The sequence below is a fragment of the Brenneria roseae subsp. roseae genome, assembly GCF_003115845.1.
GTDB lineage: Bacteria > Pseudomonadota > Gammaproteobacteria > Enterobacterales > Enterobacteriaceae > Brenneria > Brenneria roseae.
Map to the genome: position 1 here is coordinate 100,832 of NZ_KZ819022.1, position 20,919 is coordinate 121,750.

26 protein-coding genes and 1 pseudogene are annotated in these 20,919 nt (G+C 51.9%); 21 read left to right on the forward strand and 6 right to left on the reverse strand.

Annotated elements, in window-relative coordinates; all coding sequences use genetic code 11:
• The first annotated feature begins 144 nt into the window (after positions 1 to 144).
• Positions 145 to 912 carry a sulfite exporter TauE/SafE family protein gene (locus DDT52_RS00465; RefSeq protein ID WP_136154635.1) on the forward strand — a complete coding sequence of 256 codons (768 nt, stop codon included), beginning with the start codon at positions 145 to 147 and terminating at the stop codon, positions 910 to 912.
• Between the two features lie 119 nt (positions 913 to 1,031).
• Here the strand turns inward: DDT52_RS00465 and DDT52_RS00470 are convergent, their stop codons facing one another.
• On the reverse strand, positions 1,032 to 1,577 hold the full coding sequence (locus DDT52_RS00470) for an NADPH-dependent FMN reductase (protein ID WP_136154636.1): 546 nt from the start codon (positions 1,575 to 1,577) through the stop codon (positions 1,032 to 1,034).
• Positions 1,578 to 1,587: 10 nt separating this feature from the next.
• Entirely contained in the window at positions 1,588 to 2,979 is a 1,392-nt protein-coding gene (locus DDT52_RS00475) for an NAD-dependent succinate-semialdehyde dehydrogenase (RefSeq protein WP_136154637.1), read from the reverse strand.
• A gap of 140 nt (positions 2,980 to 3,119) precedes the next feature.
• Here DDT52_RS00475 and DDT52_RS00480 point away from each other — a divergent pair, with 140 nt between their 5' ends.
• Complete coding sequence (locus DDT52_RS00480) at positions 3,120 to 3,344, forward strand: hypothetical protein (protein ID WP_136154638.1); 225 nt, start codon at positions 3,120 to 3,122, stop codon at positions 3,342 to 3,344.
• Here DDT52_RS00480 and DDT52_RS00485 read toward each other — a convergent pair.
• Positions 3,316 to 3,681, reverse strand: a complete 366-nt coding sequence (locus tag DDT52_RS00485; protein ID WP_247595449.1) for an HMA2 domain-containing protein — start codon at positions 3,679 to 3,681, stop codon at positions 3,316 to 3,318. The two genes, DDT52_RS00480 and DDT52_RS00485, sit on opposite strands and share 29 nt — an antisense overlap.
• Positions 3,682 to 3,912: 231 nt before the next feature.
• Here DDT52_RS00485 and DDT52_RS00490 point away from each other — a divergent pair, with 231 nt between their 5' ends.
• From DDT52_RS00490 to DDT52_RS00510, 5 genes are read left to right on the forward strand one after another with little or no spacing between them, the layout of a single operon-like run.
• Entirely contained in the window at positions 3,913 to 4,275 is a 363-nt protein-coding gene (locus tag DDT52_RS00490) for an HMA2 domain-containing protein (RefSeq protein ID WP_247595450.1), read from the forward strand.
• Positions 4,276 to 4,292: 17 nt separating this feature from the next.
• A complete protein-coding gene (locus DDT52_RS00495) occupies positions 4,293 to 4,940 on the forward strand; it encodes a YtxH domain-containing protein (RefSeq protein ID WP_136154640.1) in 648 nt (215 codons plus the stop codon).
• Positions 4,924 to 5,238, forward strand: a complete 315-nt coding sequence (locus DDT52_RS00500; protein WP_109055090.1) for a magnetosome protein MamC family protein — start codon at positions 4,924 to 4,926, stop codon at positions 5,236 to 5,238. Before DDT52_RS00495 ends, DDT52_RS00500 begins: the two co-directional genes overlap by 17 nt.
• On the forward strand, positions 5,225 to 5,527 hold the full coding sequence (locus DDT52_RS00505) for a YtxH domain-containing protein (protein ID WP_136154641.1): 303 nt from the start codon (positions 5,225 to 5,227) through the stop codon (positions 5,525 to 5,527). The genes DDT52_RS00500 and DDT52_RS00505 overlap by 14 nt, the downstream gene beginning before the upstream one ends.
• Complete coding sequence (locus DDT52_RS00510) at positions 5,524 to 7,632, forward strand: heavy metal translocating P-type ATPase (protein WP_247595451.1); 2,109 nt, start codon at positions 5,524 to 5,526, stop codon at positions 7,630 to 7,632. Before DDT52_RS00505 ends, DDT52_RS00510 begins: the two co-directional genes overlap by 4 nt.
• 9 nt (positions 7,633 to 7,641) lie before the next feature.
• On the opposite strand, the gene DDT52_RS00515 is transcribed toward DDT52_RS00510, so the two are convergent.
• A complete protein-coding gene (locus DDT52_RS00515; RefSeq protein WP_136154642.1) occupies positions 7,642 to 8,667 on the reverse strand; it encodes a LacI family DNA-binding transcriptional regulator in 1,026 nt (341 codons plus the stop codon).
• Between the two features lie 332 nt (positions 8,668 to 8,999).
• On the opposite strand from DDT52_RS00515, the gene DDT52_RS00520 reads away from it, so the two are divergent.
• The 14 genes from DDT52_RS00520 to DDT52_RS00585 all read left to right on the forward strand — a co-directional run bounded on the left by DDT52_RS00520 (position 9,000) and on the right by DDT52_RS00585 (position 19,843).
• Complete coding sequence (locus DDT52_RS00520; protein WP_136154643.1) at positions 9,000 to 10,673, forward strand: ABC transporter substrate-binding protein; 1,674 nt, start codon at positions 9,000 to 9,002, stop codon at positions 10,671 to 10,673.
• Between the two features lie 172 nt (positions 10,674 to 10,845).
• Positions 10,846 to 11,799, forward strand: a complete 954-nt coding sequence (locus DDT52_RS00525) for an ABC transporter permease (RefSeq protein WP_109055094.1) — start codon at positions 10,846 to 10,848, stop codon at positions 11,797 to 11,799.
• A gap of 2 nt (positions 11,800 to 11,801) precedes the next feature.
• Positions 11,802 to 12,692, forward strand: a complete 891-nt coding sequence (locus DDT52_RS00530; protein WP_136154915.1) for an ABC transporter permease — start codon at positions 11,802 to 11,804, stop codon at positions 12,690 to 12,692.
• A 2-nt stretch (positions 12,693 to 12,694) separates the two neighbouring features.
• Positions 12,695 to 13,732 (forward strand): ABC transporter ATP-binding protein, encoded by a 1,038-nt coding sequence (locus DDT52_RS00535; RefSeq protein ID WP_136154644.1) that lies wholly within the window; start codon positions 12,695 to 12,697, stop codon positions 13,730 to 13,732.
• Positions 13,733 to 14,731 (forward strand): ABC transporter ATP-binding protein, encoded by a 999-nt coding sequence (locus DDT52_RS00540; RefSeq protein WP_136154645.1) that lies wholly within the window; start codon positions 13,733 to 13,735, stop codon positions 14,729 to 14,731. It abuts the gene before it with no gap.
• 17 nt (positions 14,732 to 14,748) lie between these two features.
• Entirely contained in the window at positions 14,749 to 15,942 is a 1,194-nt protein-coding gene (locus DDT52_RS00545; protein ID WP_136154646.1) for an amidase, read from the forward strand.
• A gap of 419 nt (positions 15,943 to 16,361) precedes the next feature.
• Entirely contained in the window at positions 16,362 to 17,240 is an 879-nt protein-coding gene (locus tag DDT52_RS00550; protein WP_136154647.1) for a DUF6387 family protein, read from the forward strand.
• 193 nt (positions 17,241 to 17,433) lie between these two features.
• Complete coding sequence (locus DDT52_RS00555) at positions 17,434 to 17,688, forward strand: helix-turn-helix transcriptional regulator (protein ID WP_136154648.1); 255 nt, start codon at positions 17,434 to 17,436, stop codon at positions 17,686 to 17,688.
• Positions 17,689 to 17,716: 28 nt separating this feature from the next.
• Complete coding sequence (locus tag DDT52_RS00560; protein ID WP_136154649.1) at positions 17,717 to 18,031, forward strand: hypothetical protein; 315 nt, start codon at positions 17,717 to 17,719, stop codon at positions 18,029 to 18,031.
• Positions 18,032 to 18,111: 80 nt separating this feature from the next.
• Positions 18,112 to 18,408: a hypothetical protein gene (locus DDT52_RS00565; RefSeq protein ID WP_136154650.1), complete on the forward strand. Its 297-nt coding sequence runs from the start codon at positions 18,112 to 18,114 to the stop codon at positions 18,406 to 18,408.
• Positions 18,409 to 18,460: 52 nt separating this feature from the next.
• A complete protein-coding gene (locus tag DDT52_RS00570; RefSeq protein ID WP_136154651.1) occupies positions 18,461 to 18,697 on the forward strand; it encodes a hypothetical protein in 237 nt (78 codons plus the stop codon).
• A 39-nt stretch (positions 18,698 to 18,736) separates the two neighbouring features.
• Positions 18,737 to 19,087: a hypothetical protein gene (locus DDT52_RS00575; RefSeq protein WP_136154652.1), complete on the forward strand. Its 351-nt coding sequence runs from the start codon at positions 18,737 to 18,739 to the stop codon at positions 19,085 to 19,087.
• 69 nt (positions 19,088 to 19,156) lie between these two features.
• The gene (locus DDT52_RS00580) at positions 19,157 to 19,405 is read left to right on the forward strand and encodes an H-NS family histone-like protein (protein WP_136154916.1); all 249 of its coding nucleotides are present in this window, start codon (positions 19,157 to 19,159) and stop codon (positions 19,403 to 19,405) included.
• Between the two features lie 42 nt (positions 19,406 to 19,447).
• Entirely contained in the window at positions 19,448 to 19,843 is a 396-nt protein-coding gene (locus tag DDT52_RS00585) for a hypothetical protein (protein ID WP_136154653.1), read from the forward strand.
• 5 nt (positions 19,844 to 19,848) lie between these two features.
• On the opposite strand, the gene DDT52_RS00590 is transcribed toward DDT52_RS00585, so the two are convergent.
• Positions 19,849 to 20,358 carry a hypothetical protein gene (locus DDT52_RS00590; protein WP_136154654.1) on the reverse strand — a complete coding sequence of 170 codons (510 nt, stop codon included), beginning with the start codon at positions 20,356 to 20,358 and terminating at the stop codon, positions 19,849 to 19,851.
• Between the two features lie 67 nt (positions 20,359 to 20,425).
• A pseudogene (locus DDT52_RS00595) lies at positions 20,426 to 20,878 on the reverse strand (DUF4756 family protein).
• Positions 20,879 to 20,919 lie beyond the last annotated feature (41 nt).

The window sequence follows — 20,919 nt, forward strand, 5'->3', positions numbered from 1 at the left end:
TTTAGTTGCATCTGGTGGTTTTCCTGACAGACAAAGGACATTGAGTATTCATGGCGTCGGTGTGCCGCCGGAATGACCGTTGTTTACCTGCCTGAAAAGCGGTTGCTCCAGATATTCTCACCACACGGGTCATTTCATTACGTTATGTTTAGCTTAATGGTTTTCAGCGATATTTTATTGTGTTTGCTTTTGGGGGTTGGGCTGGGAGTTTGTGGGGGAATGCTTGGCATTGGCGGAGGATTGATCGCCATTCCGATATTAGGCATCCTTTTCAATATGGATCAGCACCTTGCTCAGGGAACCGCGCTGGTCATGATTACGCCCAATGTTCTGATTGGGTTTCTGCGCTATCGGCAGCGTAATAGAATCGATGCGCGGGTGGCGTTGATCATGTGCGCCTTTGCCTCGGTGTCTTCATACCTTGCGGCGCATATCGCATCGTCGATCGACGTCTACCACCTTCAGCGCGCCTTTGCCCTCTTTTTACTCCTGCTGGCGGCGTACTACATGTGGCAGTGGTATAACCGGCAGCGTAATCAAGCGCCGGGAATCGTGTTATCAACCAGATACCTGCCCTTACTGGGAGTGGCGAGTGGGGTGATGTCAGGCATTTTTACCGTGGGCGGCGGGTTGGTGGTGGTTCCGCTATTGGTCACGCTGTTTGCATTCGCCCAGACGCAGGCGCAGGGGATGGCGCTGATATTGGTCGTACCGGGGGCGCTGGCGGCGCTGCTCTCGTATTCGCAGGCGGGTAATGTCGACTGGCTCATCGGTATTCCTCTGGCGCTGGGCGGCATATTCAGCGTGTCCTGGGGCGTTGCATTAGCACACAAACTGCCGGTTGCTTATCTGCGCGCCGCATTTTGCCTGGTTCTGGTCGGTGTGGGAATCACGATGCTGGTACTGAAATAACAGGCGGCGCGGGTTACCGGCAAGAACAAATGCTTATTGGCGATAGCGCAGAAGGAAAGAAAAATACCGTCTTGCAGCCATAGCGGACGCTGACAGACGGTATTCAAGGATGATGCGGATTATTTTTGCTGCGCAATGACGTCAGCAAGCGTCTTCATTTGTTCAGTAATCAATGCCACGATTTTTTCGTCTTGCAGATTACCCCGATCGTCAAAACCACCGGCAAAGGCATTCGAGAACACTTCCGGCTTATTCAGCGGGTGAATGTTCAGGAAGACGCAGGTTTGACGCAGATGGTATTGTGAGCGGGACGTTCCCATCCCGCCGCCGGCGCCCATCAGGGCGGCTGGTTTGCCGTCCAGCACATGGGTATCGGGAAGACGGGAAAGCCAGTCGAGGATGTTCTTGAGCGCGGGCGCCATGGAATAGTTATATTCCGTACAGGCGAAAACAAATCCGTCGGCGTTTTGCGCCTGACGAGCGATACGCTGCACGGATTCGGGCACGTCGGTCAGGTCGGCGTTGTAAAAGGGCACATCCAATAGATCGGCGATTTCCAGTGAAACACCCGCCGGAAGAACAGATTGGGCTGCACGCAGCAGTCCCCGGTTGGTAGAGGCCTTCCGCAGGCTGCCTGCAATACCTAACAGTTTAATCGTGCTCATCGTGTTGTCCTTAAAATTCAGCATCAATATCGACAATAGAAATTAATTTGTGGTTCACAAACTCTTTGATTCCCAAACCAGTGAGTTCACGTCCGTAGCCCGAACGACGAACGCCGCCGAATGGCAGGTCGGCTTTCACCCGCGTCGGGTGATTGATGTACACCATCCCCGTGGAGATTCGTTTTGCCACTTCCGCACCGTGCGCCGTGTCGCGTGTGAACACGGAACCGCCAAGGCCAAAGGGCGAATCGTTGGCAATGTTGATCGCGTCATCTTCATCCTTGGCGCGAAATAGCATGGACACCGGACCGAAAAACTCCATGTGATAAGCCGGATTATCCGGTGTCACATCCGTCAGGATCGTCGGCTGAACGAAAGCGCCTTGTCGAGGCACGCTGGGACCGACTTCCAGCGCGACGGCGCCGTGAGACACGGCCTGCTGGATTTTTTGTTTTACTTCATCGGCCGCTTCCTGTGAAGAGAGCGGGGCCAGCGTGGTGTTTTCGTCGAACGGATCGCCTGCGCGCAGCGCCGCGACACCTTGTGTATAGCGATCCAGAAATTCGTCGTATACCGCGTCAACGATGATCATTCGTTTGGAGGACACGCAGACCTGGCCCCCGTTCCAGTGACGGCCAAACACGGCCCATTTCGCTGATTTTTCCAAATCGGCGTCGGCCAGAACGACGAACGCATCGGCGCCGCCGAGTTCCAGCGTCGATTTCTTCAGGGCCTTGGCCGCCTGCTGGGCCACCGTTGCTCCGGCGCCTTCTGAACCGGTTAATGCCACGCCGTGAACGCGGGGGTCGTCCAGAATCATGTCAATATGGTGACGGGTGGCATACAGATTGATAAAGGCGCCATCCGGCAACCCCGCATCCTTCATCAATTGTTCAAAGCGGGCGGAGCTTTGCGGTACGTTCGACGCATGTTTCAGGAGAATGGTGTTACCCGCGGAAAGCTGCGGCGCAATAATGCGGGCGATCTGGTAATACGGGAAGTTCCACGGTTCGATAGCCAGCAGCACGCCTAACGGTTCATGAACAATCTGAGCCGTCGCTTCTTTCGGATTGGCGACGGGCAGCGTTTCCGGCGCCAGTAAACGTTCTGCGTTGTGGACATAATACTCGAAGATTTGGGCAGACAATTCGACTTCTGCATGCGCTTCGCCAATCAGTTTCCCCATTTCCAACGTCAGTAAACGCGCGAATTCGTCTTTATGCTGGCGCAACAGGTCTGCGGCTTTTTGCAATATTGCCGCCCGTGTTGAAAAAGAGGCGTTTCTCCAGCCAAGAAAGGCGCTATGCGCTTTGGTGATGGCGTCCGCGACAATCGTGTCGGTGGCGTCCGGGAACGTTTTGATGACCTCGCCCGTATACGGATTGGTTGTTGCATATCCCACTGTAAACCTCCTGAAAACAAGATGTTCAAAAGTATGGTGCTCACATGAGTTTCGGCGATCGCACTACCTGCGTGATGAGGCGGAATGCACCGAGGATTGACGCTTTCTCCCTGTCATAATAGACAAGGATTCGTATAACCGTGTCATCTGGCTATGATACGCTTTATCACGGTCGTGAAGTGAATTTTCTGGATGGTAATTGCAGCGTCGGGCTGTGCGTGTCATGGCGCCGGTATACGATCGTTTCACCGGATAGGGCGGATTTTTATGGTATTGGCGTCCTGCCGGAAAAATTTAAATCCCAATGGCGGGTGGTCGTAACACTGATTGAATTTATTAGCGGGCCAGCACGCTCATTGCCGTAATAATCGGGCCGCCCACGGTACGTTTCAAGGCGCCGATCGCCAGGCCTTTCAGCAAGGTTTTTGCGCCACGCCGAATCGTGCTGTCGATGTAATCCCTGTCTTTGGCCGAACGCAGCCAGCCAAGCTGCTCAAACTTCTCGAGCAATTGTTCGACAGCAACCTTACGACTATCAAAACAGATAGCCACCGATCCTGCATAGATACGATGGGTTATCTCCCGCACACCATCCAACTGCGCCAGCTGCCGGACAACGTGTTCTACCTGTTTGGGGTTCCGCTGAATATAGTCGGAACGGACGCGAACACGGTTCTGGGTCTGGTGCAGGTAGGGGGTCATGGCAACCTCGAACATGAAAATTGGAATGCGAATAATTTACGTTACCAATATTAACTTGTCCACTTATTGCCAGTAAACCTGCTGTTTTTTTGCCCTCCGGCTGACAAAAGCCAGAACCACTTGATAAACCGCAAAGAATCAAAACCACACCGGCTGATAATGACTTTATATTTGTAGGGTTTTTATGTTTGCCTGCTATTAGGCCAGACGGGTTTTAATATCAGGAGGACGATGTCCGCCACGATCGCAGATGATGCAGGAAACAATATGGAGTCAGATGATTTAAGCGGGCTGATGATGTTACGTCGTTTTATGGCTGTAGAACATCATATACCGGGACGCATACGTTTACGTTTCACCAATCGGCTGATCCCCGGTCTTGGTAAGGGAAAGCTGGAAAAACTTGAGGCGTTATGCCATCCCGACAATGCGCTGCGCAGCTATGCGCTCAATACCCATACCGGAAGCCTGTTACTGGAGTATGACGTCAGGCAGATCAAACCGGCAGTGTTGACGCAGCTTTTCGGTGCGGATGATGCAGCGGCCCGGCAAGTGCTGGAACAGTTGATTCAGACGCTCTCGCCGTCATCCTAATCATGAAGGAATCGAATATGAGCAATGATAATAACAATCCTGTGAATCCGGGGGGCGCCTATTACCCTCCGTTTGGCTATCCTTACTACCCGCCCGCTCCCACCCCCGCGCCGGAGGCGCCGCCGCCTCAGCAGCCCATGTATTGGCCTCACCCTCCGATGTGGTATCCACAAATGATGCCGGGATTCCCGCCAATGGGATATCCCATGCCGCCACAGGCTATGGCGGCGGCGCAGCCTTCTCATCCTGCCCAGCCCGCTTTTGACTGGAACCAGCAGGCGCAGAGCATGGTGGAAAATATGATGGGCGAACAGGCCGGGATACTGAAAAACATTATCGGGACGGTTGGTATGGATGATAAAGAATTCTGGAAAGGCGCCATGATCGGCGCTGCGGTCACGCTGTTGTTAACCAATGAGAGCGTGCGCAATATGCTGCTGCAAACCGTTGCCAACACGGGCGATTTACTCAAAACGGGCGGTGCCAAAGTCAAAGATGGCGTGAAAAGCGGTGCGGAAAGCCTGAAAGAAACCGCAACCACCAGTTCGACTATTTTCCGCGATACGCTGAAAGCCGGGAAAGAGGGCTTTAATGAATCGGTAGAGCGCCATCGTCAACAAGGGCAACCCGCAGGCGAGGAACCGCAGAATGAGCAACAATCGTGACAGCCTGAGCCCGGTGAGCCGAGCCGTCATTGCCGGTGCGCTGGTGGGCACCACGGCTTCTTGCGTTGAACAGTGGCGTCGCTATCAGAACGGCGAGAAAACGTTGCACCAGACTGCCGCCACCGTGATGTGCGACGCCGCCAAAGGCGGAATGGTCGGCGGCGTGGTGATGGCCGTCGCGAATGCGACCGCCGGTCGGCCCGCGTTAACGTTGCTGACATTGCTCAGTGCCGGTGCTGCCGGCATCTATCTGATGGATGCGATAAGTAAAAAGGACGCACATAATGAAACCGTCTAATTATCCTTATGCTTACTACCCGTATTATGCTGCTTATGTCCCGGCGCCTCCGGCGGCGCCAGCGCCTTATCGTCAGGCCAACGGCAGGGCGCATTTGCTGACTGGCGTGGTCGCCGGAGCGGCGATTGCCTATTTGCTGAGTAATCGCGACGTTCAGCAAGGGATCACGACAACGGCCAGCAAAGCGTGGGGAACGGTTCGTGGTGAAGTAGAAGAGTTAAAAGAACGTCTGGCCGATTTACAGGCCGAGTTAGAGTACTACCGTAATCGCGAACAGGACGCTGAGTGATCCATCATTTGCCTGACACCATCTCGCTGGTTCATCAACTGCCGGGACGGATACGGCTGCGCATTCCACAGATGCGGTATCACCCGCAGGGCCTGGTCTGGTTGAAACGCCAACTGCTGTCTTTCCGCGGTGTCAATGGCGTTCGTCTGCGTCCTGAAGCCTGTTCCGCGGTCATTACCTACGACCGCGGGCAGACCAAAGGCGATGCCCTGTTGCAGAAGGCGCTGGCGCTGGATTGGCCGACGCATACCGAGGGGGAGTACGACGCTGAATATTGTAATAGCGATAACCTGCTCAATCTCGGGGGCGTGGTGCTGGCTCAGCTGCTGCCCAACAATTGGGCTGCGCTGCCAGCCTTATTGTTAACCGCGCCTACTCTGGTGGAAGGCGCAGAGAGCCTTGCGCACGGCCAACTGAAAGTGGAAGTGCTGGATGCGATGGCATTGGGATTATCGATGGCGCGGGGCGATCACCGTACTGCGATGATCACCCAATCCCTGCTGACGCTCGGTGAGTACCTCGAGCAGGAAACCAGCCGTCACTCCGATGCGCTTCTGGCGGATCTGATGCAACCCAGAGAACACGCGGTCTGGGTTGAGCGGCAGGATCGACGCGCAGCGATCCAAAGTAGCGAGTTGGTGAATGGCGATTTGATGTTGTTGGGGCCGGGAGACAATATTCCCGCCGATGGAACGGTTCTGCGCGGCGTGGGGCTGATTAATCAGTCATCCATGACCGGTGAGAGCGTGCCGGTTCGCCGGGAGCGCGGCGCCTGGGTCTACGCGGGCACTCAGGTGCAGGATGGCAATATTACCGTTCGCGCCGAACGGGTTGGCGATGAATCGTCAGCCGCCAATATCCGGCGCTTTATCAGTGATTCTCTAAGCCAGCGCAGTGAAACGCAGCGTGTCACTCAACAAATGGCCGATCGGCGGGTCGCCATCACCATGGGAGTCGGCGCGATGGTTTTTGCTTTAACCCGTGACTGGCAGCGTCTGGCCTCCGTCTTTTTGGTCGATTATTCATGTGCGTTGAAACTGAGTACGCCGATTGCGTTTAAATCCATCATGAGTCGTGCGGCCGGTCAGGGATTACTGCTGAAAGGAGGGCGGGCGATTGAGAAACTGGCCACCGTCGATACCGCGGTATTTGATAAAACCGGCACGCTGACGCATGGTGATATGCTGGTGACCGACGTGGTCAGTTTTGATCCGAAAAAGGCCTGGGCCGAGCGCCTGCTGGCTATTGCCGCCTCTGTCGAGGAACACAGTAACCATCCGTTGGCGAAGGCGGTGGTTGCCGCGGCCGCCCATCATGAGTTACCGCATATTAATCATGGTGAAGTAGAGTATGTCATCGCCCACGGTTTACAGTGCGAGATGGATGGCCATCGCATGGTGGTGGGCAGCCGTCATTTTCTCAGTTGCCACTGTCATATTGATTTTATCCCGTTTGAAAACGAAATTGCCGCATTGGAAGCATTGGGACGCCACCTGCTGTTTATCGGTCTGGATGATAGTCTGGTGGGAATGATTGGCCTACAGGATGATGTTCGGGCAGAGGCCGTGAACGTGATTCAACGGTTGCGTGAACTGGGCGTGAAAAACGTCATCATGTTGACCGGTGACGGCGCTGAGAAGGCACAACAACTGGCGCAGGCGTTATCGATCGATCGCTTTTTTGCCCAGGCGACGCCGGAAAGTAAAGTCGACATCGTCCGCGATCTGCAACAGCAAGGCCATCGCGTGCTGTTTATCGGTGATGGCATCAATGATGCCCCGGTATTAACTCAGGCTGATGTGGGGATGGCGATGAACCAAAGCACGGAACTGGCGCAGCAGGCCGCCGATGCGGTGTTGTTGCAGGATAGTCTCGACGGGGTGGTTACCGCCTGTGAAATGGCGCAGGCGGCGATGCGGTTGGTTAACAGCAATATCCGACTGACGGAGTGGGTGAACAGTTCTATCATGCTGGCGGCGGCAATGGGCTGGCTGAAACCGACTGCCAGTGCGTTATTGCACAATGGAACCACTCTGGGCGTGTTACTGCGTTCATTGGCGGCGGCCAAAAACCGCCGGCATCCCGATGCCGGTAGCGCTGATTAATGCGGCGGGCTATCGCGGTCTACATTGACTGCTTGCCCGAATCGTCATAACGGCAGGAAAGCGGTACGATTCCACGCTTTCGCCTGCGATGCGCCTGAGCAGGGTTTCAACGGCCAGATAGCCTTGTTCATACATACAAGTGCTGATACTGGTTAGCGGGATCTGTAAATGCGCGGCCAGCGGCGTGTCGTTATAGCCGACTACCGCAATATCCTGTCCTGGTATCAACCCGCGGTTACGCATGGCGCCGAACAGCCCGATGGCGAGAAAATCATTAACGGCAAAAATGGCGGTAGGGCGTTCAGGCTGCGCCAGCAAGGTTTCTCCAATGGCAAAACCGGTCGCGGCGTCGAACGGTCCGTGGATAATGTTGTGGGGGAGAATAGTGATGCCCCGTTCGCGGTAGTAATCCAGAAAGTGAGTCACGCGCTCAAGAGCATTACTGCTATGAGCCTGACCCGCAATAATGCCAACCCGCGTATGACCTTGCTCAAATAAATGCTGTGCGGCCATACGCCCGCCTTCACCGTCATTCGAAGTGACGGAACATAGCTCCCCTTTACGACGGCTGACCAGCACCAGCGGGATGCGCTGCTTTTCCAACTCGCCGATGAAATCTTCTTCGGGCGTACAATGCGCATCACTGATGATCAAACCTTCTACATTTCGTGCCAGCGCTTTTTCAGCCAACTGCCGCTGGCGTTCAGGCCGATCGAGCGTATTGGCGACAAAGGCGGTATAGCCGTAATCACAGGCTGCGGCGTCAATGCCTTCATATATATTGGCCAGCACGATATCGGACAGTTGCGGCACCAGTACGGCGATCTCGCGGCTATGCCGGGTTTTCAGGCTAATCGCGTGAGGATTGGGCTGATAGCCGAGACTGGCGGCTAACTCACGAATGCGTTCAATGGTTTCTTTCGACGCCACGCTGGCAATCCTTGCTGTATCACCATTCAGTATGCGCGACACGGTAGAGACATGAACATTCAGTTGTTCAGCAATACTGCGTAATGTGGCGGGACGTTTGCTCATTGAATGACCTTTTCAAAATGATAGCCCGATCCATGGTAAAGGTTCGATGATATTTCCGTCATAAAATTATGCGTACGGCCGACCAGAATGTATACGATTGGCCGGGTGATCCAGACTGGTGCGTCATGCCCTGTTTTATTGCATATCAGGTTTTCTTACTCTACCCAAACGTTTGGGTGAAATTTTAATTGTTTTTTCTGTAAAAGTAATCCATTGATAAAAAATAAAATTCCTCCTTTGTTTCTTGAAAAGCCGTATTACTGAGAAAGTTGGTACATACATTGCGTCTGTCATAGGCAAACGACTCTGACAACCTAAAGGGAAGTGCCAACATGCGATATAAAACTAACCGACGTTCTTCTCGTTTTACTCTCCTGACATTGGCCGGAGCGCTGGCGGTAAGCGCATGGACTCCGTTTTCTGCTTCCGCCGCCAGTACCCTGAGTATCGCGATGACCGCAGCCGATATCCCCTTGACACTGGGACAGCCGGATCAGGGCTATGAAGGCAACCGTTTTACCGGCATCACGCTGTATGACTCGCTGGTGCTGTGGGATCTGTCGCAGGGGGAGAAGCCCAGTGAACTGGTTCCGGGGCTGGCAACCGAATGGCATGTGGATCCGCAGGATCATACCAAATGGATTTTCAAACTGCGTCCTGAGGTTAAATTCCATGATGGCACCTCGTTCAACGCCGACGCGGTGGTCTGGAACGTTGATAAGGTGCTGAATAAACAAGCGCCGCAATATGCCCCGGCGCAGATCGGCAACACGGCGTCTCGTATGCCGACGCTGCTTTCCGCGCGCAAGATTGACGACCTGACCGTGGAGCTGACCACCAGCGAACCGGATTCCATATTGCCATTCGGCCTCACAAATCTTTTTATCGTGTCTCCGTCTGCCTGGCAAAAAGATTTCGATGCGGTTCCCGCTTCGGTTACGGATCCCGCCGAGCGTTCTAAACAAGCCTGGACGGCCTTTGCGTTTCACGCCGTGGGCACCGGGCCGTTCAAAATGAATAAGCTGGTGGCAAGGCAGCAGCTTATGCTGGATAAAAACCCCGACTATTGGGATCCTAAACGGATACCGAAAGTGGATCATGTCATGTTGATCCCGCTGCCTGAAGCCAATGCGCGGACCGCCGCGCTGTTATCCGGACAGGTCGACTGGATTGAAGCCCCCGCACCTGACGCGATGGCGCAGATCCAGAGCAGAGGCTTTAAAATTTATGCCAATGCGCAACCGCACCTCTGGCCGTGGCAGTTCTCATTCGCTCCCGGCTCCCCCTGGCTGGACAAGCGCGTGCGCCAGGCGGCAAATCTTTGCCTGAACCGCAGCGAGCTTAAGTCCTATCTTGGCGGCTATATGCAGGAGGCCACCGGGACGTATGAAAAGGATTCGGCATGGTATGGCGACCCCGATTTCAAAATCCGCTACGACGAAGACGCCGCACGTAAAATGATGAGCGAAGCCGGCTTCAGCAGCGCGAAACCGGTAAAAGTGAAGGTGCTGACATCCGCATCGGGTTCCGGCCAAATGCAGCCGCTGCCGATGAATGAATATATTCAGCAGAGCCTGAAAAATTGCTATTTCGATGTGGATATCGTGGTGATGGAGTGGAATACCCTGTTCAGCAGCTGGCGTCTGGGCGCAAAAGATCCGGCCGCCCAGGGAGCCGATGCGATTAACGTCAGCGCCGCGGTTATGGACCCCTTCTTTGGCCTGATGCGTTTTGCCAGTGAAAAAACCTTCCCGCCGGTCTCCACCAACTGGGGTTATTTCACCACGCCGAAAATCGAAGAGCTGATTAGCAAAGCGCGTAATGCTTTTGATCCCAAAGCGCTGGACGCCGCAACCGCTGAATTACATAAGGAAATGGTCGACGAAACGCCCTTTTTGTACGTCGCTCATGATATGGCGCCCCGTGCTATCTCGCCTGCGGTCAGCGGCGTGGTTCAGGCTCAGAGCTGGATGATCGACCTTACCTCGGTTGTAAAGGGAAACTGAGTGGCGGTCTCTCTCCGGCCGGCTTATCTCCGTATTTCCCCTGATCAATGCGCCGGGCGTGTGTTTAAACCCGGCGCAGACTACCGGCCCTGAGGGAAACGTTAATCGCGCTTAAGTGACCGGCATCAACGGTGTCGCGGGTGCTTTGTATCTTCGGTCTGCGAGGTTTGTCATGCTCACTTATATTATTCGTCGCCTGCTGCTGGCGACGCCTATTCTGCTCGGGGTGGCGCTGGTCTGTTTCATGCTGGTGCATATGACGCCAGGCGATCCGCTGGTTTCCGTTATGCCGCCGGACGCGTCCGAAGCGCTACGGCAGCAGCTTATCCAGGCCTATGGTTTTGATAAACCCTTGCCGGTGCAGTTCGGCCTCTGGCTGTGGCATGCCGTGCAGGGCGATTTGGGCATGTCTATCGCCAGCGGCCGTCCGGTAAGCAGCGAAGTGATGAATGCCGTGGGCTATTCACTGCGCCTTGCCTTGCTCGCCTCGTTCATCGGTTTTGCTTTAGGCAGCCTGTTTGGTTTTGTGGCGGGCTATTTTCAGGATAGCTGGATTGATCGAATCGCCTCCGCCTTTTCCATCTTTGGCGTCAGCGTGCCGCATTATTGGCTGGGTATGCTGCTGGTCATCATTTTTTCTTCACAGCTTAACTGGCTGCCTGCCACCGGCGGCGGTCCGATGGGGGCGATGGATTGGGCCTGGGATTGGGCGCATCTGAAATTCATGTTATTGCCCGCCATTACGCTATCCGTCATCCCAACGGGCATCATCGCGCGGACCGTGCGTGCGCAGGTAGCGGAAACGCTGGCGCAGGAATTTATTATCGGACTGCGGGCCAAAGGGATCGGCGAATTTGCGCTATTTACCCATGTGGCGAAAAACGCGGCGCCTACCGCGCTGGCGGTGATGGGGTTGCAGATCGGCTACCTGATGGGGGGCTCCATTCTGGTTGAAACCGTATTTGCCTGGCCGGGAACCGGGCTGTTGCTCAATTCGGCGATTTTCCAACGTGATTTGCCGCTGCTGCAAGGCACTATCTGGGTGCTGGCGCTGTTCTTTGTTCTGCTCAATTTGCTGGTTGATATCCTGCAAACGCTGTTCGATCCGCGCATCAAGAGGGCCTGATGATGAATCTGAATCTTGTTCGCCCGGTTCCGCAACTGGCGCCGACAGAAAAATCGCCGGGATACTGGCGCGTCGTACTGGAACGGGTGATGCGCGATCCTTCGGCGCTGAGCGTGGGGGCGGTGATTTTATGTCTTCTGATTCTGGCGGTGCTGGGGCCGTGGATCGTTCCGAGCGACCCCTATGCCACCTCCATGTTCAATCGCCTGAAACCCATCGGCTCTCCTGGCTTCCCGCTGGGGTCCGACGAGCTGGGGCGCGATATGCTGTCGCGTCTGCTGCTGGGAACCCGGTTGTCTTTATTTATGGGGATTACGCCGGTGGTGATCGCATTTTTTATCGGTTCGACGATTGGCATTATTGCCGGCTACGCGGGCGGTTGGCTGAACAGCGCGATCATGCGTACCGTCGATGTTTTTTATGCGTTTCCTTCCGTATTGCTGGCGATTGCCTTATCCGGCGCGATGGGCGCCGGGGTGGTGAATGCCCTGATCTCCCTGACGCTGGTTTTTGTGCCGCAGGTGGCGCGTATCGCGGAGAGTGTGACGACGCAGGTGCGCAACCGCGATTACATCGAAGCGGCGCGCGCCTCCGGCGCTTCAGCGTTCACCATTATACGCACTCAGGTGTTGGGGAATGTGCTGGGGCCGATCTTCGTATTCACCACCGGCCTGATTTCGGTATCGATGATTCTGGCCTCGGGGCTCTCTTTTCTGGGGCTGGGAGTCACCCCGCCGGAGCCGGAATGGGGATTGATGCTGAATACGCTGCGTACCGCGATTTATACCCAGCCGTGGGTCTGCGCGCTGCCCGGCGTGATGATTTTCGTCACCTCGGTCTCTTTTAATATTCTGGCCGATCGTCTGCGGATGGCTATGGCTGTACGGAGTTGACTATGGATAATCACGACATCGGCGGGCCGGCTCAGCCGCTGCTTATCGGGCAGAAACTGGTCAAACATTTTCCGGTGAAAGGCGTGCTGGGAAAACGCGCTCTGGTGCGGGCGGTTGACGGCATCGATTTCTCGGTGCTGAAGGGGGAAACGCTGGGGGTTGTGGGGGAGTCCGGATGTGGAAAGTCCACGACCGCCCGCGTACTTATGCAGCTGATTGAACAAGACAGCGGCGAGCTTATTTTCGATGGGCAGTCCGTCGGCGGCCAGCGATTGCCGCTGCACCACTACCGGCGCCAGGTGCAAATGGTATTTCAGGATAGCTATTCATCGCTTAATCCCCGGCTGACCATGGAACAATCAGTGGCATTTGGTCCGCTGGTGCATGGCGTCGGCAAGCGGGAGGCTCAGGCGCGGGCGCGGGATTTGATGGCGCGCGTCGGGCTGGAGCCGTCACGTTTTGCCGGTCGTTACGCGCATGAATTATCTGGCGGACAGCGCCAGCGGGTCAACATCGCCCGCGCTCTGGCTGTCGATCCGCGTCTGGTGATCCTTGATGAAGCGGTATCCGCGCTGGATAAATCCGTTGAGGCGCAGGTGATTAACCTGCTGTTGGATCTGAAAGATAGCCTGAGTCTGACCTATGTATTTATCAGTCATGATTTGCACGTTGTGCGCTATCTCTCCGATCGCATCATGGTGATGTATCTGGGGGAAGTGGTTGAAATTGGGCCGGCGGAGGCGCTGTTTGCCGGGGCATTACATCCTTATACCCGCGCGTTGCTCAGCTCCATGCCATCCATGGACCCGACGCAGCGTACGCTGCGATCCCCGTTGAGCGGCGATCCGCCCAGTCCGATCGATCCGCCTTCGGGCTGCCGTTTTCACACGCGTTGCCCGTATGCCGAACCGGTGTGCGCGCAGCGCACGCCGCGGTTGTATTCCGCCGTGCATCAGCATTTCGCCGCCTGCCTGATGATTGAGCCCGACAGCGGACATTCGCGGCGTTCCGCCGATCTTATCCCCGTTAAGGAGGCCTGAATGGCAGAGCAACTCATGATCGATGTACGGGATCTTAAGGTGCGTTTCCGCCGGGGCAACCAGACGGTATCGGCGGTCAATGGGGTGAGCCTGGAGGTGGCCTGCGGCGAAGTTCTGGCGCTGATTGGCGAATCCGGTTCGGGAAAAAGCGTCACCCTGCGGGCCCTGATGCGTCTCCATCCTGAACGTAGTACCGCCATTGAAGGCCAGATTCATATCGCCGGCCAGGATGTGATGGCGCTTTCCAAAAGCCAGCTGCGCGCCCTGCGTGGCCCGGTGGCGGCGATGATCTTTCAGGAACCGTTGCTGGCGATGGATCCGGTTTATACCGTTGGCGCGCAAATCATCGAAGCGCTGCGCCAGCATCGCCCGTTGTCTTATGCCGAGGCGCGGCTTGCGGCGCTGGAGGCTCTGCGCCGGGTGCGCATTCCCAGCCCCGAACAGCGGCTCGATGCCTATCCGCATGAAATGTCCGGCGGGATGCGTCAGCGGGCGATGATCGCGCTGGCGTTATCGTGCCAGCCACAGTTATTGCTGGCCGATGAGCCGACGACCGCGCTGGACGCGACGGTGCAAATCCAGATACTGATCCTGCTGCGCGAGTTACAGCAGGACCTCGGTCTTTCAATCGTTTTCGTGACGCATGATATCGGGGCGGCCGTCGAGGTGGCCGACCGGGTTGCCGTGATGTACGGCGGCCGCATTGTCGAACAGGCGCCGCTACAGGAGCTATTGAATAATCCCCGCCACCCATACACCCAGGTGCTGCTGAGCACCCGGCCGAAAGACGGGCTCAGAAAAGGCGAAAGGCTGGTCAGTATTCCCGGCTCACCGCCGGACCTGACGCGCTTACCCGACGGGTGCGCTTTTTCTCCCCGCTGCCCGCGCGCCAGCGATGTGTGCCGCAGCCAACTGCCGGCTTCGCAGAACGTGGCCGCCGGGCATCAGATTCGTTGTCATCACTGGCTGGCAGATCGCCTGAGCGATCCGGCGTCATGAATGAAGGAATAATCACTATGCAGGATAATGCGTTTGCTTTTATGCCCTACCCGGCGGTTGCCGTCGGGCACGCGCCGCAAGGCCCGCTGGCCGGGTTTACGTTCGCGGTGAAAGATCTGTTTGACGTGGCGGGTTATCCGACCGGGGGCGGCAATCCTCACGTGCTCGCCATGTCGGGGATAAAACAGCGCACGGCGCCGACGGTGCAGCGGCTGCTGGATGCGGGGGCGGAACTGGTGGGGAAAACCCATACCAACGAGATGGCGTTCTCCATGAGCGGCAAGAATATGCATTATGGCACCCCGCGTAACGGCGCGGCGCCCGATCGTATTCCCGGCGGATCGTCATCGGGTTCGGCGTCGGCGGTGTCTAACCATCTGTGCGATTTCGCCCTCGGCACGGATACCGGCGGTTCGGTGCGCACGCCGGCGAGTTACTGCGGCCTGTACGGATTGCGCCCCAGCCACGGCCGGATTTCTCTACAGGACTGTCAGCCGCTTTGTCCGAGTATGGATACGGCGGGCTATTTTACCCGCGACGCCGGCTTGTTCGCCCGGGTCGGGGAGTGCCTGCTGGGTGAGGACGACGCGCCGCTGCCCGCCCGGCCGGAATGGGTGATTGGCGAGGCGCTGTTTGCGTTACTGCCCGCGGCATCGCGAGCGGCGCTGTTGCCCGCGCTGGAACAAATCAAGGCCGTCGCCGGCGAATTGGCGCCGCTGGCCGGACCGCTTCCTTCGCTGGAGGACGCTTACTGGGCCTTCCGTTTTATTCAGGGACGCGAGGCCTGGCTGGCGCAGGGGGAAAGAATAAAGCGTGATGGTTTGGTCCTGGGGCCGGACGTTGCCGGTCGTTTCGCCTGGAGTGAAAGCGTGACCGATGAGCAATATCTTACTAGCTGTGCTGTTCGTGAGCGTTTTCGCGCGGCCTGGCAGGCGCTGGCGGGCAATCGTATTCTGGTCTTGCCCACGGTGCCGGATATTGCGCCGCTGCTGAACGCGAATGATGCTGATATCGAAGAAACCCGGCGTTTGTCTCACCATCTGTTAGCGATTGCCGTACTGTGCGGCGTACCGCAGGTTAATCTGCCGCTGGCGCAAAAAGAGGGCGCGCCGCTGGGGATTTCTCTGATTGGGCCTCGCGGCAGCGATCTGAGTCTGGTCAACGCCGCCGCGCAGATTGGCCGCCCGGATTTTTTGCCTGCGGAGCGATAAATTGGGATTGTTGCCGGCCTGTTTGTTAGACATACTGTAAAACAATATGGCTGGCGGTCGCTCGCTCGATCATCTCCATATATTAGTGTGAATTAAATGACTCGGGGTGCCCGTGCGGTAACGCATGGCTGAGAAATACCCGTATTACCTGATCTGGATAATATAATTATATTATTTATCATGGTGTTATGAATTGTTTTCCCTATTCACTTCCCTAACCATTCCTAATCTTAGGGAAGTGAGGTGGTACCTATCTCGCTCAATCCCCTGAAATACTCTGCAACAAAACACCAGAAACTGTGCTTTTCGTTTCCTGTCTTCCATCTGTGAGATAGCGTTGTTGCTATTGCTTGGCATAAGATAACGCTCAGATAAATCGGGCATAAAAAATCGTTCGGTATCAGAACAGGATAATAAGAATGAAGTCAGGTGAGGTTATCAAAGCTGCGAAGCAATGGTTCAGGCTGAGCAACTATGATGTTTTACAGGAAATCACGTTAAACGACCTAAGTGACGAGCTGAGTCGCCGGGCAGTTTTGTTCCGTTATGATTCCACCAATGAACAAAGTCCACGCTATCAGCGCTATCTAGAAGAAGAAGCCAAGATACTGGCTGGCACTCCGCTATTAATCAGCTCAACCAAAACTATCCCCCCATCATCCAAAAAGAAAAACCCTCTGGCTGATGCCACATTACATGTTCAGCATATCACCGTTGGGGATATTAGCCGCTATGAGGCAGACTTACGGAAACTCAATTTACTCCAACGTAGCGATGCTTCGCCTGATGCACCATCAGTACCAGTATCAAGAGAACAGGGTAAACAGCGATTAACGGACATCGATCGTCTGAATGATGATCACCCCTTGTATCTGTGGCTAAACATCAAACGTCTGACTGATGATGAAGTTATCGAACATATCAAAATCATGCTCCCACAATGGCGTAAGGAGTATGGCATAACGGAACCAGAGATCGGTTTATTTCGCTTTGGTCTGAGCACGATTAAGAAAGTGATCTCCCTGAGAACTATCCCTATGCTGGACCTGATGTTATGGGCTAATCATCGAGGGGTAAAAATCTCTAACGAGCAAATGTCACGTTTACTCTATCCGAATGATTCAGAGGTGATTAGAGGAGGAGCGCAAATTAAGGATACCGATAAACCTTTTGCGGAAAAAGCACGGACCCGTGAGTTTGCGCGTTTGTTTAACCTCTATCTGAGCAAAGACAGCTACATGATGGATGTCAGAGTGGCTGATGCCATGAAGATGAACGAAAAAGAAGAAGAAAACTAACCTTTCCCACTATCTCCGGGAGCCTGCCATCAAGACAGGTTCCCTTATGCAAAACCAGCGACATTCGCACATTTTCATTTTCCCCAAAATCATATCCCTTCATTGTCTCGAAAGATGTTGTTTACCAACGTCTGCATCTTGTCATTGCCACTTTCCCTAGAATTACTCCTGTCGAAACAAACAGGAGAAGACAATGAAAAATAACAATAAAAATCAACAACGAACAGCGCTCCATGAGCAAAACGAAGTCACACCAAGAAGGCTTATCCGCCTCCCGGAAGTGCTCAAAAGGGTAGGGTTAAGTAGGGCAAGAATGTATGGACTGATCAATGCTGGTCGCTTTCCTAAACAGGTCAGGATTGGTCTGAGATCGGTTGCCTTTATCGAAAGTGAGATAGAAGCGTGGATGGATAGTGTTATTGCTGCCCGTAATGAATCTCACCAATAATATTTTAATAACAACAAGAGGAAATAAAATGAATAATCAAGAAATGAAAAATATCAAAGAGTCATCTACCAAAACTTTTGTAGCTATGGCGAAGAATCTTTATATAACGGGGATACGTATATATAAAGAACAAGAAGAATATGAGGTATTGGCATCCATTATGTTGGATAGTAATAGAACGGAATCATATATTTTGCATGTTAAAGAATATCTGGCAACACGCTTTGATGAACATATGGAAGAAGCAGGTAAAAGAGAAAGACTGATTTATGTTGATATGGATAAAGTTATGTCTGAAATGAGATATGTACATACTCAAGCATTACTTTTTAGTATGAGCTAACAACAGAATATTCGGCCCCGAAAAGGGGCTAATAAAAAACATAATGAATTAAATAAGCATTTAACTATGAGGATATAAATATGTCTAAAGAGAAGATAGGTGTTAATAAATCAACTGAACTGTTCTATGACCTTGCCTGTAGATCATTTTTCGCAAGCTGGAATATGTTCATGGAAGTCAATGGTGATGGTGACGCCAATGATTATTTAGATGACCCGGATTTTATGAGTCCATTTATTATCCATGTGATTAATCATATTCAGAACAACTTTGAAAGATTCACTGCCCAAGAAGGAAATCACAGTGATATTAATCAGGTTAACTTTGAACTGGTCGCTGCCATGTTAGTAGGGTATTCAGAAAGCTTTAGAAAGTAAGAACTAATCTTGCCCCGTAAGGGGCTAACAATAGTAATAAAGGAAAATATAAATGGCTAATAAAATATCTGTAGTAGTAAGCATGTTGTGTGACGGAACTCCAGAAGTAATGAATACCATTCAAGAAAGCTTTGATGTGTTTGTTGCCCTTAGTGGGTATTCAGTAGAAGAAATGATAGAGAATAAGGGTTTGATTGATGCCTTAAATCGACATATCAATAACGATTTAGTTGATGAGTTAGATCTGGAATATGGCTCTGTTATTGTTAACATATTTTATAACAACTAATTATTTTTACTAACCATTAACATAATAAAAGGATTAAAGATGAAAGAGATTATATTAAATAAGAATGAAAAAGAACTAAACGAACTTATTGCCAATATCTTGCAAGGATACTGTGATGAAATATATACCATTTATGAAAAACATCCTGAAACAGCAATCGATATTTTGAAGGATGGCTTCATGTCAAGCGTCATATATGATGTTTTGATAACTCGTGAGATGAAGAAATACTCTATCAGAAATGATGTATCTGATATCAATAGAAGAGATTTAAAAGCCACAATCTTGTATTGGCATCAAGAACACATTATTGAACTTGTTTCGAAAAATATAAATCAGGATGAAAATAAAGATCCTGTTTATTGGAAGATAAAAATGACAGTTGTTTGATATTAAGATGTAATGAGTATTCCCTCGAAAGAGGGAAATAACATGAATGATAAAAATGAGGTAATCAATATGATTGATGAATTCCATGTTATGTATATGTATAAAAAAGTCCAAGCTGAAGCTGCGACGACAGATATGAAAACACTGGAACAGCTTTTGAAGAAATTCCGTAAAGTTGTTGCGGAGCGCCGGGAAGAATACTATCGGGAGATTGGTGAGAAAAAGGCTCAGAATTTGAGGGCTAAGAGATTACAACAGTTGCTTGAGAAAATGGGGCGTGATCGTGTATCACCGGAGGATCTCATTGACTGGCAATAGCCAGTCATAATAATGTATCTTTACCAAGCAACGGAGGTGTCTATGGGCTGGGAACTTCACATAATAAGAACAGAAAATTGGTTCGATAGTTCAAGCAATCCAATCAGTAGTGAGGAATGGCTCCAGCTTGTTGATGATGATAAAGAACTATCAATAAATCGCAAGAATGGGGAGTTTTTTGCTATATGGAGTGGTCAAAGTGAACACGATGAACCTTGGCTTGATTGGAATGATGGAAGGATTTCAACTAAGCATCCTGATGAAGCTCTTTATTGTAAGATGTTGCAGATAGCTGATAAGCTAAATGCTGTAGTCGTTGATGAGGATGATCATAAATATTTACTTCAAAGTGATCTTATAAATCCAACATGGGCAAACTCATCACCGAGTAGTAAAAAACAATCTTTATGGGGAAGATTAATTTCAAAGCTAAAATAATATTTTTATAGTGTGTTATCAGAGATACTATCAATCTCTTCTTTTTTAATGGTCTTAATCTCAGAAATATAAGAGTCCCAAAGTTGAATACATTCTCTGGCTAGTTGTAAAGCATCATACAATGTGTTGTTGCATAAAATTGTATATTTGCATTTCATTACTTTGCCACTCCCTGATCCTGTAAGCCAAGTTGACGTTTCTTTTTGTTTACCTGCAATATGAGGCTGACGGCCAGTTCGTAATGAACGAGTTAAATTACAATGTTTAGAACCATTAGCCAAATCTGCACATATCTTCAACGCTTGATGTTTATTGATGAATATATCCACCTGACTCGCATTAATATTTAACCGATTAAGATGAATAAACCAATCTCTTATGTGATAGCAGTGAATGAAAAAAGAAATGACATCATCATCATAACCTTCTTTATCATGGTCTGAAGAAGAAAATATGCCTGAGTAGATTTTCTCCATTCGAGTAAGGTATCTTTTACTTCTTTCAATCTGTTCCATTTATCGTTCCTGTAGACTTCATTATCAATTGATTAGATTACCAGTATTATATTATTAAGGTATGCATTTAGAAAGACATTTTCCTGCGTTTGGGCTTGATGATTCGAACTCTGAATTTCTCAAGACTCTGTTCAACAGAGCGCTAAAACTCAAGTGTAGCTTCTGTGTGCTGTTTTATAACCAAGGCAACTATTTCGTCATCGCTTTTATCAAGAATATTTCTCTTGTAGAGGCTATACGTTCCGATCTTGTCAATGTTTTTAGAAGCAAAAGTGCAAGCTTGGTTAACAGGGTTAAGCGCATCGATAAATTTATCAAGCAGAGATTCTTTCTTCCTGTCGAGCCTGAGTAGTTCAGTATGAGCAGATTTAAATTTCTTTGCTTCAGTGAGTTGAGTTGCATCAGAGCGCAGCCAGCGATATTCCTCTCTGTACTCAGATATTGATATATGTTGTTATAATGCTTCAACGGTAGTTAAATATTTAATTAAGCCATCGTTGTCCAACGTTACATTCTTCATATATGCCGAGTAAATAAAATAGTATATATATTACGATTTAT